This is a genomic window from Vibrio kyushuensis (assembly GCF_050337325.1).
GTDB classification, from domain to species: Bacteria; Pseudomonadota; Gammaproteobacteria; order Enterobacterales; family Vibrionaceae; genus Vibrio; species Vibrio kyushuensis.
In genome coordinates this window covers 346,347-361,446 of record NZ_JAKJSV010000006.1, presented here as the reverse complement: position 1 = coordinate 361,446, position 15,100 = coordinate 346,347, and the positions used below count along the sequence as shown (strand labels likewise).

The 15,100-nt window shown below is 44.0% G+C and carries 14 protein-coding genes; 6 read left to right on the top strand and 8 right to left on the bottom strand.

The features are described 5' to 3' along the window. Nucleotides 1–48: 48 nt before the first annotated feature. A complete protein-coding gene (locus tag L4D20_RS15185) occupies nucleotides 49–348 on the bottom strand; it encodes a hypothetical protein (RefSeq protein ID WP_428802448.1) in 300 nt (99 codons plus the stop codon). Between the two features lie 104 nt (nucleotides 349–452). Beyond that, the gene (locus L4D20_RS15180; protein ID WP_428802447.1) at nucleotides 453–1,991 is read right to left on the bottom strand and encodes an alanine/glycine:cation symporter family protein; all 1,539 of its coding nucleotides are present in this window, start codon (nucleotides 1,989–1,991) and stop codon (nucleotides 453–455) included. A gap of 493 nt (nucleotides 1,992–2,484) precedes the next feature. On the opposite strand from L4D20_RS15180, the gene L4D20_RS15175 reads away from it, so the two are divergent. The 3 genes from L4D20_RS15175 to L4D20_RS15165 all read left to right on the top strand — a co-directional run bounded on the left by L4D20_RS15175 (nucleotide 2,485) and on the right by L4D20_RS15165 (nucleotide 4,985). Continuing rightward, on the top strand, nucleotides 2,485–3,699 hold the full coding sequence (locus tag L4D20_RS15175; RefSeq protein ID WP_428802446.1) for an iron-containing alcohol dehydrogenase: 1,215 nt from the start codon (nucleotides 2,485–2,487) through the stop codon (nucleotides 3,697–3,699). Nucleotides 3,700–3,899: 200 nt separating this feature from the next. Further along, on the top strand, nucleotides 3,900–4,406 hold the full coding sequence (locus L4D20_RS15170; protein WP_428802537.1) for a DUF3087 domain-containing protein: 507 nt from the start codon (nucleotides 3,900–3,902) through the stop codon (nucleotides 4,404–4,406). Between the two features lie 189 nt (nucleotides 4,407–4,595). After that, nucleotides 4,596–4,985 carry a VOC family protein gene (locus L4D20_RS15165; protein ID WP_428802445.1) on the top strand — a complete coding sequence of 130 codons (390 nt, stop codon included), beginning with the start codon at nucleotides 4,596–4,598 and terminating at the stop codon, nucleotides 4,983–4,985. Between the two features lie 149 nt (nucleotides 4,986–5,134). Here L4D20_RS15165 and mpaA read toward each other — a convergent pair whose 3' ends face one another. Then, the gene (mpaA, locus tag L4D20_RS15160) at nucleotides 5,135–5,845 is read right to left on the bottom strand and encodes a murein tripeptide amidase MpaA (protein WP_428802444.1); all 711 of its coding nucleotides are present in this window, start codon (nucleotides 5,843–5,845) and stop codon (nucleotides 5,135–5,137) included. 144 nt (nucleotides 5,846–5,989) lie between these two features. Here mpaA and L4D20_RS15155 point away from each other — a divergent pair, with 144 nt between their 5' ends. Next, entirely contained in the window at nucleotides 5,990–7,612 is a 1,623-nt protein-coding gene (locus L4D20_RS15155; RefSeq protein WP_428802443.1) for an ABC transporter substrate-binding protein, read from the top strand. 140 nt (nucleotides 7,613–7,752) lie between these two features. On the opposite strand, the gene L4D20_RS15150 is transcribed toward L4D20_RS15155, so the two are convergent. Further along, a complete protein-coding gene (locus tag L4D20_RS15150; protein WP_428802442.1) occupies nucleotides 7,753–8,877 on the bottom strand; it encodes a M14 family metallopeptidase in 1,125 nt (374 codons plus the stop codon). Nucleotides 8,878–9,083: 206 nt separating this feature from the next. On the opposite strand from L4D20_RS15150, the gene L4D20_RS15145 reads away from it, so the two are divergent. After that, a complete protein-coding gene (locus L4D20_RS15145) occupies nucleotides 9,084–9,503 on the top strand; it encodes a VOC family protein (RefSeq protein WP_428802441.1) in 420 nt (139 codons plus the stop codon). Between the two features lie 80 nt (nucleotides 9,504–9,583). Here L4D20_RS15145 and L4D20_RS15140 read toward each other — a convergent pair whose 3' ends face one another. The 4 genes from L4D20_RS15140 to L4D20_RS15125 form a co-directional block, all read right to left on the bottom strand. Beyond that, nucleotides 9,584–10,333, bottom strand: coding sequence for a VP0952 family biofilm-associated protein (locus L4D20_RS15140; RefSeq protein WP_428802440.1), 750 nt, complete (start codon nucleotides 10,331–10,333; stop codon nucleotides 9,584–9,586). 241 nt (nucleotides 10,334–10,574) lie between these two features. After that, nucleotides 10,575–12,104 carry a hypothetical protein gene (locus L4D20_RS15135; RefSeq protein WP_428802439.1) on the bottom strand — a complete coding sequence of 510 codons (1,530 nt, stop codon included), beginning with the start codon at nucleotides 12,102–12,104 and terminating at the stop codon, nucleotides 10,575–10,577. A 260-nt stretch (nucleotides 12,105–12,364) separates the two neighbouring features. After that, nucleotides 12,365–13,303: a patatin-like phospholipase family protein gene (locus L4D20_RS15130; RefSeq protein ID WP_428802438.1), complete on the bottom strand. Its 939-nt coding sequence runs from the start codon at nucleotides 13,301–13,303 to the stop codon at nucleotides 12,365–12,367. Between the two features lie 176 nt (nucleotides 13,304–13,479). Next, nucleotides 13,480–14,757 carry a hypothetical protein gene (locus tag L4D20_RS15125; protein ID WP_428802437.1) on the bottom strand — a complete coding sequence of 426 codons (1,278 nt, stop codon included), beginning with the start codon at nucleotides 14,755–14,757 and terminating at the stop codon, nucleotides 13,480–13,482. A 132-nt stretch (nucleotides 14,758–14,889) separates the two neighbouring features. On the opposite strand from L4D20_RS15125, the gene L4D20_RS15120 reads away from it, so the two are divergent. Continuing rightward, nucleotides 14,890–15,066, top strand: a complete 177-nt coding sequence (locus L4D20_RS15120) for a hypothetical protein (RefSeq protein WP_428802436.1) — start codon at nucleotides 14,890–14,892, stop codon at nucleotides 15,064–15,066. The last annotated feature ends 34 nt before the right edge of the window (nucleotides 15,067–15,100 follow it).

Sequence of the window (15,100 nt, the reverse complement as noted above, 5' to 3'; positions counted from 1 at the left end):
TCTATTATAAGTATTGGTGATAAGTAGACGTAAAAATAGAGATGTTGGCTATTGAAATTGAGATAATAATGGTTCAATGAGAGGCCAACCTTGGCTATAGCGCCAATCTTCCTCCCACCAAGAACAGGTTGCTTTGTAATCGTGAGCGAACAGGGTTTGCCACTTTTCTGCCTGTGATTGGTAGCGATCATGTTGAGATATATTACGTAATACGTCTATGGCGTCAGCTTGAGTATTCTCGTTTTCTTCTTCCCACAGAACAAGATTACTCAGATCGGAAAAAAGAGCGCGGACTTCTCGTTCTGGTAAGCCACTGGGCGCTCTGAAATAGTCTTCTTCGTATCCCATCAATGTACCTTAATCAGCTATTCATCTACGTTAAGTGTAGGCTGACAATAAAAAAACAGCAGGTGGTTAGTCTGCTGTTTTCAATTGTGTCTCAATTTTATGTATTAAGAAGACTGCTTAGCCGTTTCCGTTACATTGTAGACTTTGCCTGCTTTGTGACGAGCAAGGTAATCAGCTAGGTCACGTTTGACTTCAGGAACCAAGATGTACAGGCCGATAATGTTAACCAGTGCCATAGAGAAGATCATTGCATCTGAGAAATCGATAACTGGGCCTAGGTTCATTGCAGAACCGATTACGACGAAAATACAGAACTTAACTTTGAAGATGATTTCAGCTGTTTTGCTCTCGCCGAATAGGTAAGTCCAAGCTTTAAGACCGTAGTAAGACCATGAGATCATCGTAGAAAATGCAAACAGAACAACCGCAATAGCTAGGATGTATGGGAACCAGCTGATAGAACTACCAAATGCAGCCGATGTCAGTTCTACACCCGCAAGGCCAGAGCCATTATCTAGGTAACCAGTAATGATGATAACCAGTGCTGTCATGGTACAGATAACAACCGTGTCGATGAAAGGTTCTAGTAGTGATACGAAACCTTCAGACATTGGCTCTTTTGTTTTAACGGCTGCGTGAGCAATCGCTGCAGAGCCAACACCCGCTTCGTTCGAGAACGCTGCACGTTTGAAACCTTGGATAAGAACACCAATAACGCCACCAGCAATACCATCACCAGTGAATGCGCCGTTAAAGATAGCTGCAAATGCATCGTCAATACGGTCAAAGTTCATTAAGATGATGATTAGCGCAGCACCAACGTAAATAGCCGCCATGAAAGGAACAACTTTCTCTGTTACTTTCGCGATTGATTTAATACCGCCAATGATTACGATACCAACAATAACAGCCAGTACGATACCAAATAGCCAGCCTTTATCGGCTAGGAATGAAGCATCACCACCCGTTACACCAACAACTTGCTTAAACGCTTGGTTAGCTTGGAACATGTTACCGCCACCAAGTGCGCCACCAATAGCGAATACAGAGAACAGTACCGCAAGTGTACGGCCAAGAGCTGCATTACCACGTTTAGCTAGACCTTTGCTTAGGTAATACATTGGACCGCCTGATACGGTGCCATCTTCATTAGTGTTACGGTATTTAACACCCAGCGCACACTCTACAAACTTGCTCGACATACCAAGTAAGCCTGCAAGAATCATCCAAAATGTAGCACCAGCACCACCTATAGAGACAGCAACCGCTACCCCTGCGATGTTACCAAGACCAACAGTGCCTGAAAGAGCAGTAGTCAGAGCCTGAAAATGAGTGACTTCACCATCTTCTTTGGCCTTTGGATTGCTAAATTTACCTGAAACCAATTCTAGTGCGTGCTTAAAACCACGAACGTTAATGAAACCAAGGTATACGGTAAAGAATATTGCGGCTACGACTAACCACAAAACAATCCAAGGCACCTGTACGTCTGTAAAAGGGAAAGGAATAGTCGAGAAGATCATTCCTACAAATGGGTTGACGATAGGTGCGACGACTTCGTTTATCTTGTCATCTAAACCAGCGGCGGCGGCACTTCCGGTCGCTGTACTGCCAATTAAGGCCAGCATTATATTTTTGTGCATCATTTTTCCTGTCTGAATATCTGTTGTTATAACCGTTTTAGTTATAACGGTGATTATGGTTATTATTTTTATATTGATTTTGGTGTTAACTGTTACAAATTATTAACGGTTGCTATTATTTCGATCTAAAACTGAGTCGCAACATTTTTGTCTGTTTCTTTGAGCTAGGACTTGTTTTGTTATTTTGAACAAAAAATGAATTGATTTGAGTTGATAATTTGATTAATAGGCTGCTTGGCACTGTGCAATAAGGGATTGAGTGAGTAATTATTCCAAGTTATATGATTTTTTATGCGATATGTTTTACTGCTCATGAAAATGTTATCGGGATATTATCCTGTTTCGTGTCTGTTTTTTATACAGTCTTTGATTTCAAGTTGATGGAATAATGTGAATATATTTTGTAAAGGTTGAAAAGTGTGCACTCTAGACTAGAGATAACTTATTGTATTGCCTAGGCTAGAGGTATCAGGCGACCAAACAGAGACTTACAATGGAACAAAGGCTCTACTACTTACTCCATAAGATCTACATGAGGGTGCTTAAAATAGCAGCCAAGATCCTTCCTATCACTAAACCAACGCTCTTCCTTGGTAAAGACTCTTTGACACAGCTATGCCATAGCGTTTCGATAATGGGTGTCGATAAGGTGTTAGTCGTGACAGACGAGGGGATAAAAAAGTTAGGCTTTGTAAAAAAACTGGCTTTTGAATTCGAACGGGTAGGGGTTCAGTGTGAGGTCTATAGTGACGTGCTTCCAGACCCAACCTACGATCAAGTCGAAGCGGGTTTGTCAAAATACCAAGCGAATAAGTGTAATGGTATTGTCGCGATAGGGGGAGGCTCTCCTATCGATTGTGCAAAAGTGATTGCAGCCTGTGCGACGAACAAAAAACCGATTTCAAAGCTGGTGGGCTTACTTAGAGTCTGGAAAGCACCTGCTCCCTTATTTGTATTGCCGACCACATCTGGCACGGGATCTGAAGTTACGGTTGCTGCGGTTGTCTCTGATCCGAAAACACATAAAAAAACACCGTTGATGGATCCTAAACTCGTGCCCATTGCAGCCGCATTAGATCCGAACCTAATGCTAGCTCTACCGTCCCATATCACCGCTCAAACCGGTATGGATGCTCTAACTCATGCCGTTGAAGCGTACATCTCTTGCAATGCGACTATTGAAACCGACCGATACGCCATTGCGGCCGTTAAACTCATTGATGAAAACTTAGATAAAGCAGTGAAGTTTGGTCAAAACTCTATCGCCAGACAGAAGATGGCGCTTGCGTCATACTACGGAGGTCTCGCTTTCACCAAAGCCAGTTTGGGTTACGCTCATGCTATTGCTCATGCCGTTGGTGCGAAATATGGCATCCCTCATGGTTTAGCCAATGCGGTCGCGTTACCACACGTTTTAGAGTATTCAAAAATAGAAGCAAGAGAACGGTTGGCTCAGCTAGCAGATGCGATAGGGATCTCTGATCGACGCGCCAGTGATAAGGTGAGGGCTGACGCTTTTATTGAGTACATTAAATCGTTACAAACGAAGTTGGGTTTGCCTGCTCACTTTGATGCGTTACTTGATGAACATATTGAAGAGCTAGCTAAAGAGTCGCTGCATGAAGCGCAATGGAATTACCCTGTCCCTCGTTATATGCAGCAAGAAGAGTGTGAAAAGCTGCTGTTTGGTATGACGGCTTCTAAGTAGTCGGATAATCAAACAAACAATCGAACAACCAACCAGAAGAGATAACGCTGGTTGGTTGTGACTAGAAAGTCTCGTATTAAAATCATCACTAGGTATAATCTTCGCTTGAATCGATGACGAGAGATTCCTTGAAAAGGGAGTGCCAAGTCTTTAAAAACCAATCAAAAATATGATTGGTTAGCTGTTAGATTGGAGCAATGATGCAGTTACAAAATATCGACAAACAATTATATCGTTCACGTTTAAACATTGTCATTGTTGGCTGTATCGCGAGTTTAGCGATCTCAAGTCTGGCGATCTCTCAGACACTCATACAGCTTTTTCCTTCCGGCACTGGCTCGCATTTCCACTGGAACTTATTGGGCGTGGTAGTGAGTGCGATAGCCTTGGCTACGATACTGATTAAACTTAAGACTCATCCAAAGATGCGAGAAGTCGCATATGTATGGGATCTGAAACAAGCTCTGAACCTTGTCTCTCGTAAGAATAGAAAGCTCCTTGCTGCAGCGAAGGAGGGCAATGCCGACGCAATGTTAGCCCTTCAGTTTAGTTACGCTGGTTCGCGCCAGCTATGGCAGTTAGACGATAACACCATCACACTCGACACGCTTAATGAGTCGCAGCTTCGACTTGATAACTGGGCTGAAGAGTTCGATGTAACGTTGGACATTGCAAACTATCATTCCGATCTTCTGCAAGGTTTTTAGCTGCCGTTCAAGTTAATAGTGAGCCTGACTACTGTTAGGCTCTGACCCTTTCCAAGTATTTACGAATTCTTCTTCTAGCTCCCTCCAAAGCTGTAAAAGTCTATTGTTCTATTCATTCTAAATGACTAATTCAGAATGACGTATTCAGTCCTATACTTTCGTTGTTATTCATCTAAAGGAAATTGAAATATGAATGAATCTTTCAAAAAGCATGGTGCATTTAGTTGGTCGGAATTACTGGTTGATGACGTTGAGTCTGCACTGAAGTTTTATACCGAAGTGATTGGTTGGGATGTCGACGAAATGGAGATGCCCGAAGGTAAGTACTATGTTTTGAACTGCCAAGGAGACCCTGTTGGTGGCGTGATGAAAAAGCCAGAAGAGATTGGAAACGTGCCAAATCATTGGGGAACATATATTACCGTTAACGATGTTGATGAGGTCTTGGCTAAAGCAGAGGCCGCGGGTGGAAAAGCAGTTTATCCACCCATGAACGTTCCAGGCGTGGGTCGAATGTGCGCGATATTGGATAACAATAATGCGGTAGTTTCTGTTATCACTTATGACGACAACGCATAGGCTTATCGGTTGTTCAAGCGTTGCCAAATTATATAAACCTATGAAAAGTATTTGTCCTTATTCGAGTCAGCGAAATACCAGCTGACTTTTTTCTTTGTTGAGTTTCAAGCTGTATTTAAAGACATTGGGATGACAGAACCTTTCGTTAATTAAACCTGTGGCTCATGTTCTAGCAACGAGATAAAAGCAGACAGATATAGATCTATCGTGTGGTCTGCAGAGACGGCGGGCAACTCAACAGTAATACATGGCAGTTCTTTTTCTATACACCAAGAACCAAACGATCCCGGCGTCTCGTAGTCCACATCTTCAACAATGGGCAGGCTGAACTGCTTTCCAAGCCATTTGGCGAGCTTGGATTTAGTTGGATCGTCAATCAAGGCGAGTGGTTCGTGAAATGAGACTACAAATTTCGGCTCGCGCAGTTCAAGCAAGTCTATCAACGCGCTAACTTCGGGTTCGAGTTGTTCTGCTTGCCCAGTCCCCACTTTGACATCCCTAACGGTTGTGCGTGAGCTCCACCGATAAACCGTACCATGCGGAGTCCAATTCTTGGCTGGGAACGCTCGATTTAGATCGATTTGATTAGCGTTGGCGCGAGTTCCTAGTTGGTTGCCGTCAGGGTTGATAGACAGTATGACATCATGCCGTAGCCTTTGTGCCGGTAGGCTTCGTAGCGCACAGGACAAACCCGCAATAGAGGCCGTTTCATCCCCATGTGTCCCTGCTAAAATCAATCCACGAGACTCACTTTCTATCTGAGCAGGAAAGTAAAGTAATGGCGCACCAAGGACCGAACTTCCATAGCTTAGTGGCTTTATTGAAAATGTAGCTCTTTCTGTCCTTGGAATTAAACTCACCCTATTCTCCTAATGAATCAAGTACTATCAATGCTCAACTGATTACATAATTTAATCACATAAACCCATCAGTTAAAATTCGTCAACAGTTGTATCGCTAATTGTGGTGCGATGTTCAGAGATTGGCTAGGAGAACGACAAAATATGGACTTTAAAAAACACTCGACGGCTTTACTTATTTCCTCTTTATTAACCCCGTTAATATCGGCATCGGCCGCTGCTGAATCACCAGAAGGTATGTCACTCGCACCTGAACAACACTTAGTTCGAGCGAACGATGCTGAAGCTGCGACATTAGATCCGGCAAAGGCGGAAGGTTTACCAGAAATGCACATCTTGCGTGACCTGTTTGAAGGGTTAGTGATCCAAGATCTTGATGGCAATATCATTCCAGGCGTTGCTAAGTCGTGGGAAACTGAAGACAACCAAACGTTTGTCTTTCACTTGCGCAAAGATGCGAAATGGTCAAACGGTGATCCTGTAACTGCTGACGATTTCGTGTATGCGATAAGACGTGCGGTTGACCCTCAATTGGCATCGCCGAATGTTTGGTATCTCAAAATGACCAAAATTAAAAATATTGCCGATGTTGCCGAAGGTAAAAAGCCAGTCCATGATTTGGGGGTTTCAGCCGTCGATAAGTACACGTTACGTTTCGAACTCGATAGTAAAATCCCTTACTTTGTTGCAATGACGGGTCATACTGCGATGATGCCAGTGCACAAGGCGACAGTAGAGAAAAGTGATAAGCCGTGGAGTGACCCGAAACAGTTTGTTGGTAACGGTGCATTTGTTCTGGATGAATGGGTCGTCAACGAGCGAACTGAGTTAAAGAAAAACCCAAATTATTGGAACAGCGAAGAGACTCACCTATCCCAAGTAACTTATATTCCATTTGAAAATCAAAATGCCTCAATCAACCGCTATGTGGCGGGTGAAGTGGATATCACTTCTGATGTACCCACGCATATGGCTCAAAAGCTCAAAACAGATTATGAGTCAGCCTACACGGCAGTGCCTTTACTGTGTACTTACTACTACGCATTTAATACCACACGTCCACCGTTCGATGATGCGCGAGTTCGTCAGGCCTTCTCTTACTCCATCATGCGCGACGTGATTACTAATGGTGTTACTCAAGTCGGGAACTTACCTGCTTATACGTTCGCTCACCAGTACACAGCAGGTTTTGATGCCACACAACCAGAGTACAGCCACTGGACACAGAAACAACGTGATGAAAAAGCAGAGAAACTGCTGAAAGAGGCAGGCTACGGCAAAGACAACCCATTAGATTTCACGTTGCTTTACAATACCAGTGAATCAAACAAGTCTATAGCGGTGGCGATTGCCTCTATGCTGAAGGCAAACCTCGGAGCAAAAGTTGAGCTGGAAAACCAAGAGTGGAAATCCTACTTAGTGTCACGCCGACAAGGTGATTTTGATGTGATGCGCGCTTCGTGGTGTGGAGACTACAATGAAGCATCGACTTTCTTAAGCCTTGTACGTTCCGATTCTTCAGGGAATTTTGCACGCTATAACAATGACAAATACGACCAAGCGATGGATAACGCTTTGGCTGCCGTCAACGAGAAAGAGCGTCAGACCTTTTACGATCAAGCAGAGCAGTTATTGGCTGTGGACATGCCGATAGCGCCAATTTACTACTATATGCAGGCTCGTTTGGTTCGACCGAGCGTTGGTGGCTTTGCTAAAAACAATGTTGAAGGGCGTATTTATTCTAAAGATCTCTATATTAAAGAATAATGCCATCAAGACAAGGGGGCTTCAGCCCTAAATGAGAAAAGCCCGGTGCAGAGTGAATTAATCACATAAAGTGCACCGGGCTTTGTTATTTCAATAGAGGACCAGATCATTAGTCTTTCATTGATAATAAACGAAGTTGTTTACAGTTCACCAACGGTAGACCAAACGGCCGCAAGCATATCGTGGCCGAAGGCAGAGCTGCGTTCCGGAGACCAGCCATAAAGCTCATCAGCGTGGCTGATGTGATCTTTAAATGGCATCTCAACTGTGTACGCCAAACACTTGAACTGCTCGCCGATCCAGTTTGTACCGACCGTCATATTCGCTTTGCCTGGCTCGTCTTTATCGTAACCAAATTCATCTTGGAACTCTGGCGTGATCGTCAGCAATGCTTGCTTGAAGTGGGTTTCCAGTTTCGCGATGCGCTCGTTGTATGAAGGTGTGCCTTCGCTACCTGCAACAAAGTTATATGGAATCGCTTCGTCGCCGTGAATGTCTAGACACAGATCAACGCCAGTTTCTAGCATACGTTCACGTACAAGGAATACCTCTGGGCTGCGTTCCATAGACGGTGACTGCCATTCACGGTTAAGGTTTACGCCAATAGCGTTGGTGCGTAGGTGACCACGGATGCTGCCGTCTGGGTTCATGTTAGGGACAACGTGAATCACAACGTTGTCGAGTAGTGAACGACCTACCGTATCGGTTTCGTCTAGCAAGCGTAGTAACAAGCCTTCGATAAACCACTCAGCCATCGTTTCACCTGGGTGTTGACGACCGATGACCCAAATATTTTTTTTCTCTGGGCTTGGCTCACCAATCGTTAATAGGCTGATGTCGTTGTTGTCTAGCGTGTGTCCGAGAGTTTCTAATTTACACGCAGGGTGTGTTTGCGCACTGTGTAAAAGATCTTGATGGCGATCGTATGAGTACGGTGCGAAGTAAGCAAAGTACATTGAATCATGCTCAGGAATGATGTTAAACGTCAGTGTATTGTCATCAAACTTAGCAGGAATGCGGAACCACTCTTCACGATCATAAGAAGCAACGACATCGTAATCCTCCCAACCTTTAGGGTAAGCCGACGTTGCTAGTTCATTGATGGTAAACTGGTGCGGTTGGTTCGCTTCACTTTCAAGGCGAAAGTGGAACCATTGTGAAATTTCTGTTTGGTTATCCGCAGGGATAGTTAGTTGAATGTTTTGTGGTGACTCTGCTGAAACGACGTGAATGTTGCCGCTTTCAAAATTGCTGAAAATTCTCATTGTATTGTTTTCTTGTAGTTGAGTTGCCGTAAGGTTAGCACACTTTATTTTCGATAAAAGGACTTACTTTTCTAGCTATTTTAATACGTCAAAAAAGACATCTCCTCACGTTTTACTACTTTATGAAAATAAATGCTTTACCTAAACTTAAGTTAAGGTATTAGCATGATTAACATTGCTTATAAATACACGTTAAGGAGAGACAAATGATTCAATTAGAGCATGTAAATTTAGTGGTAAATGATATCCCGAAAATGTTGGAATTTTACCAAGCGGCGTTTCCTCATTGGTCTGTTCGTGATGAAGGGAAAGGAGAGTGGTCCGGAAAACCACGTAATTGGCTGCATTTTGGAGATGAGTATCAGTACATCGCTTTGAGTGATCACGGCGAAGGAAAAAATAGAGACTTGGCCGGACACCAAGTTGGGCTAGCCCATTTTGCTTATGTGACTCATAACATCGATGTAGTGATAGAAAGGCTTGTCCAAGCCGGATTTGAGATTGCCAAACCGGGAGCAGAGGAACCGTATCGTAAAAATGTCTACTTCGTTGACCCAGCTGGGTTTGAAGTTGAGTTTGTTGAGTATCTGAGTGACGACCCAAAACAGCGTAACAGCACGAGTTAATCAAGAGTGTCGTTTAACTCTCTGTGCTGGCAGAGCTAAGTTCATGCATTGCGCTGCCTGCAAGAGAGGTTAATCGCTCTCTATTTAGAGCCAATAGCGTCTTGTTCTTTCTCGATACTACGAAGAATATAGTCGGTCATCCAAGCTGTGCCTAATAAACACATCCAAACCACAATAACGGAATGTGGAACCTCAATATTTGGAGAAACGACGATGGCAGCAAAACCGACCGTTGGGACTGTCCAGCAGATAAGCTTACTCCAATTGAACTTTTTCAGGCGAGATAAGCTTTCTAATGAAGAAATAATACCAGTAATCGATATGGCGACTAATATTGCGTGAAAGAAGCCAGCAAACCATAGCGGAACGAGTAACCCAAGCGCCCACCAGCTTTGTTTGTTCGATGTGCTTTTGTGCTTCGCCGCCCACCAAATGACCAATACCGACAGCATTTGAACCAGCGTGATCATAGGCATGCCTTCTAATGAGCCTATTGCCTGACTGATCATGACGCCTGCTTGCAGAGTTAAAACGATTGATGCGGTGATATATCGAACTTTTTTGCTACTTCGTCTAGAAAAGACCACCATGAGTAAGGGAAAAAGAATCCATTGAGTGACCGACAGGGCAATAGATTGATGTGGCAAGGTCAAGCCATAGGCCAACATGCCTGCAACTAGAAATAGGCCTTTTATACCTTTCTGTGGTAACACCCAAAGAGCGGGTATCAATAGCGCGAGCGCCGAAAATTCATTTTGATTGAGGCCCATTGATTGAGCGCAGACAATGGCCAAAAGTGTGGCAACTACAAAGTGTAACGTTATAAACATCTAACCCCTTACTCAATTTCAAAGCCATAGGACATGACGTATTAGATAAACACATAACTCAAACTAATAGATTTAGAACTTGCTTAAATGTAGGTAGATCAATATTGGGCGGATAAATGAAAGGTACTTGTCAAAAATGAGGTACCGCGAATGAACTAGGTTTGATATACCCAAATAGCCTCAACATGAACTTAGTGGATCAGAGCATTTCGAGGTTATTTGGGCATAAAGCTATAAATGATTAGATTGTTAACGCAGAGTAGAGTACGCCTAATGTACCAAGAGCGAAGATGAACATTACCGCTTTGGTCGACATCTCGCCGCCATTTTCCGTTGCCTTACCAAATAGCCCAAAGACTAACGGGTGAACTAAGAATGGTGTGGCGAAAATGAAGGTAATCATACTCGCTGCTGATTCACCGAACATGCCGCCCTGAGTCGCTGCGAACAGGCCGAAGTGAGACAGGCCTGACGCTGCAGCCATCGAAGCGTGCTCAATTGGCATTCCTGCAAAGTGCAATATAGTGAAGCTGCCGAATACCGCGACGATTTGCCAGCCAAACGAGAACTGCATTAAGCCTTTTACTTCTTTTGCATCGTCACCGTGTGCTTGGCGAAGGTTCTTACTTGCTAGGTAAACGAACCCAAGACCTAACAGAACCAGTGGCAATGTCCATTCAACCAATAGAACGCCACGCTCGGCACTTGCAGCAAGGATAGTGAATACGAAAATATGTCCGATAAACGGAATGTTAATCATGATTGGAGCACGCGCTGCAGCCGTCCCACCAAAATCACCTGCGGTACATGCACCTGTTAGACCTGAGTGAGATAGACCACCCGCCATACCCGGTGCTAAGTTACGAACGTGGTTCGATTTTGCTAGGAAGATGAGGATAGTCAAACCACCAAACATCCAGAACATTTGTCCTGCAAAGCCATAGACGATGACGCTTTGTAGCCCTGGAATCGTGAAGGCTTCTAGCATGTGAGAGCCGCCAACCAAGAAAGTACCGGTTAGCAGGACAGGAATACCCGCGAACAGTAGCGAGTTCAGTGTTGGCCCGGCTTTCCATTTCGGCATTGCCATACCTAGTCCAGACGAGACCACCATCGCGAAGAAGATTTGCGGTAGACCAATCACGCTAGCAACAAGGTGCGACAGCCTTAGCGAGATCATCAAAATACCAATGATCACTAAGATCTCGACTAAGCCCTTAAATAGGTAAGCACGCTTGTCAGAAATTTTGGCTTTGCTATCAATGAAAATCAGCGCGATACCCAAGCTTAGGTACGACAGTGCTAGGTATGACTCACCAAGAGGGTGACCCGCACTGCGACCTGTTAGCAGAGCAGACGCCATTTCGATACCCATCAATAGTACAAAGGCACGAATGACAAAAACAAGCTGAGTACTTGTCGTTCCGACAAACGCTTCATGCTTTGCGGCGACCACTAAGCTTTCTGCTTTATCAAATTGCTTGGAGAGCAATTTACGGATCTCTTGTCCACCAACGAAGAAGGTCGCGATTAAGGCGATAACAGTCGTTTGGCTTAATAAGACGATCGCTGGAAATTCTTGAAGCCCCGGCTGCGCCAAACCTGTTTTCACAAATAGCGTACCCATTAGCAAGCCAAGAACAACGATCACGAGAACGGCTGAGTATTTGGTATTCGCGACGATGGCACGAGAAAGTAATACCATGATGACCACTGCCACCATAGAGAATGAAAGATGGTTGAAAGCAACCAAATAAGAGAGGTTTTCCATTAAAACACCAGCTAAAACGGTATAAGCAACAACGTTTATAAACCAACGTTGACGTGCTAGAAAATTTAGGGCGCGATATTATAAAAATTCAATGGAGTGAGGTAGTTTAAAAGTGTAACCGTTGAAATGTTTTATGATGCGAATTAACGGTTTTTACGAATTAAATTTTTCACTGTGATTATATAAACTCAGTTAAAACAATAACTAGGTGGTATTGGCTGCATTTGCTTTCTGTTCCCGTTTCGGGTTTCACGAATAGATCACTCGATATAATGGTCGTTTGTTGAACTGATAAGCGCCAAGATTTGTGGAAGATTTTCTATCGTCGCTTGATAACCCGCTTCTATTGCTTCGTTTTTATCACCGAAGCTGATCTCGCTTTCAGGCTCGTAATCTGGGCGAATGAGCACATCGGCACTTTGCATTTCAGGCTCTGACAATTTGCAGGTCAGCATGCGAAGAGTGTTAATGGCAACGTGTCGTCTTGAGTTCTTAACGTCAGGCTCGGCATCACAGTGGATGTCTACACCAATGACAACATCAGCCCCCATGGATCGAGCGTAATTCACCGGTACAACGGTGAGTAATGCACCATCAACTAATAAATTCCCTTTGTTCTCTACTGGGACAAAAGCGGCCGGAACGGAGGACGATGTTTGTACCGCTTCGCCCGGGTTACCATCGAGAATAAGCACCGACTCTTTATGGGTGAGGTCGGTGGCGGTAATGCCGATTGGAATTGGCATTTGGTTTAAGTTCTCTTGCGGCACCGATTCATTAATCCACTTTGCGAGCTTTTGTCCATTGACTAATCCCTTACGAGAAATCACGATATCGGCCAGTTGGAACTCACTGACTTCATGGACGATTTCCTCAATCTCACTGTAAGGCAACCCTGAAGCGTACAAGCTAGCGGCGATAGAACCTGCTGACGATCCCGTCACTATATCGGCTTTAATACCATTCTCTTCCAGCGCTTTAATTACCCCTAAATGAACAAAACCACGTACGCCACCACCACCAAAGGCGATACCTAGAGTCTGTGAGCCCTCAGCCTGTTTGTAGTCATCGACCTGAATTGGAATCTCATACTCTGACAGTGTGTTGAGGTTCGGATAATCATTACTTGTCGCGCAACCGGCTAAGGTGAAAGTAAGGATGAGTAATAGAGCTTTATTTATAATTAGAGCGTTGTTCATGAATCCAGTCTCTTTGTTCAACGGGGAAGGGTGGGCTGGGCGAAAGTGTTCACTTTAATTGTCACAGTGTGCCATAAATACACATTACACACCTTAATGTTCAAATAAAAAATCCCTTGATCTGATCAAGGGATTTGATGATTAAAACCTGTATTTATGTTTCATTTGTAGCGAGACTAGTTAGCAATGAACTCAGGGTAAGTCACTTGCCCTTTCTTCACCAGAACAGAGTCTAGAGAGCTGTAAATTTCAAAACTGGCACCTTCTTCTGTGTCATTTTGAGCGCTACAGCTGTAACCAAGGGTATAGGTGCCGGCTTTTACATTGTTAAAGCCAAAGTAGGCGATCTGTTCGTCAATGCCTTCGGCAAACGTTGTAGAAACCATGGAGTGGTTAAGCGGGCGCTTTTCTCCTTCGACACCAGCTCCAATACTATGGTAACCAAGCATTTGATCTTGACGCGTGTTGTATGGGTAGAGGTATACCGCTTCAAGCGCCAAATCGTCTTGCATCTTACACTCTTGTTGGATTGACTCTATATCCACTGAGCCGATGATTTGTCCATAGTTGCTATCTATTTGAACGATCTCAAAGTCTTTCTGGCCTAAAAAGCGCCAGCCTTGGTTTCGGTTATAGCGCAGTGTCTCTTCTAAATTGAACTTAAACGCTAGGTTGTTTTCACCGCGTTGAACTTGGAAAGTTTGGCTGACTAGGCGGCCAGAAGGGCGAGCATCTTTAGGTGGCTTTGCTCCTGCACATGAGCCTTGTGATGGGGTAGATAGGTAGTCCACATTACCATTGTGTTCGATAACATGGGAATCATAGTAGGTGTCAACCTGCCCACCATTTTCATGCTTACCATTGATGTATAAACACATCTGGTAGTAGCCCGGCTTAACCATCATACCGTCAAACAGGGGGCCAGCATCGCTTCCGTTTGCTGCTTTTACTTCGATCATGCGCAGTTCGTCTTCCTGATCCTCAAAGTAATTATGGTATTGCTCGCACTGACCAGTTTGGTCACAAGTCTCTTCTTCACCTGGGAGTGAAGCGACTTTCTTTAGGAATACATAATTAAAAGCGATGTTTACCTTATCTAGATCGGATAGGTCTTTATCGTGATTAGAGTTGCTATCAAGCTCGTAAGAATTGACGTCAGAAGAGTTGAGCTCGCTATCAAGTTGATTAATGACTGAGAAATTCAACGTTGCGGTTTCAGGCGATGTCGAGTTTTCGTCGCTACTGTCTGAACCACAGCCCACTAAAAGCGCCGCTAATACCAATGGCGTAAGTTTCATGTTCATGTTGTTTACCTGCTTAATGTATCGCTTACTCAATACGGCAAACGATGTGTAATTTGCGCGCAGGTTACCGAGGTTGTTCTGACGTAATGCTATTCTCAGGTGATTACCAAGTAAGGGGTAGGTCAATTCTTCTGATGGAGTGATGCTCATTTATGAAGCGTAACGTTTGCGAAGAGAGTAAATATTCAGTCGATGAAAGGGAAATGATCTATGAACTTGTGAATCTTCACTATACTTAGTTTGAATAGCATGATGACGTCGTCGTTGTCTCTGGGGGACAAAATGGAACTGCACAATAGAATGGGTGAAGTGGCGAGAATGGCCGATAATCTCACATTAAAAGAAGTCGCAGAGATGGGCTTTACTATCGATCTTTGTGATGAAGGGTTTGATCCAGCTGAGCACTGGACTGTTAATGCAACACCTAAAGGGGATAAGAAAGACTACCCACAAGAGTGATCCATTCGTTTATTTGACAATCAATATATTCGTT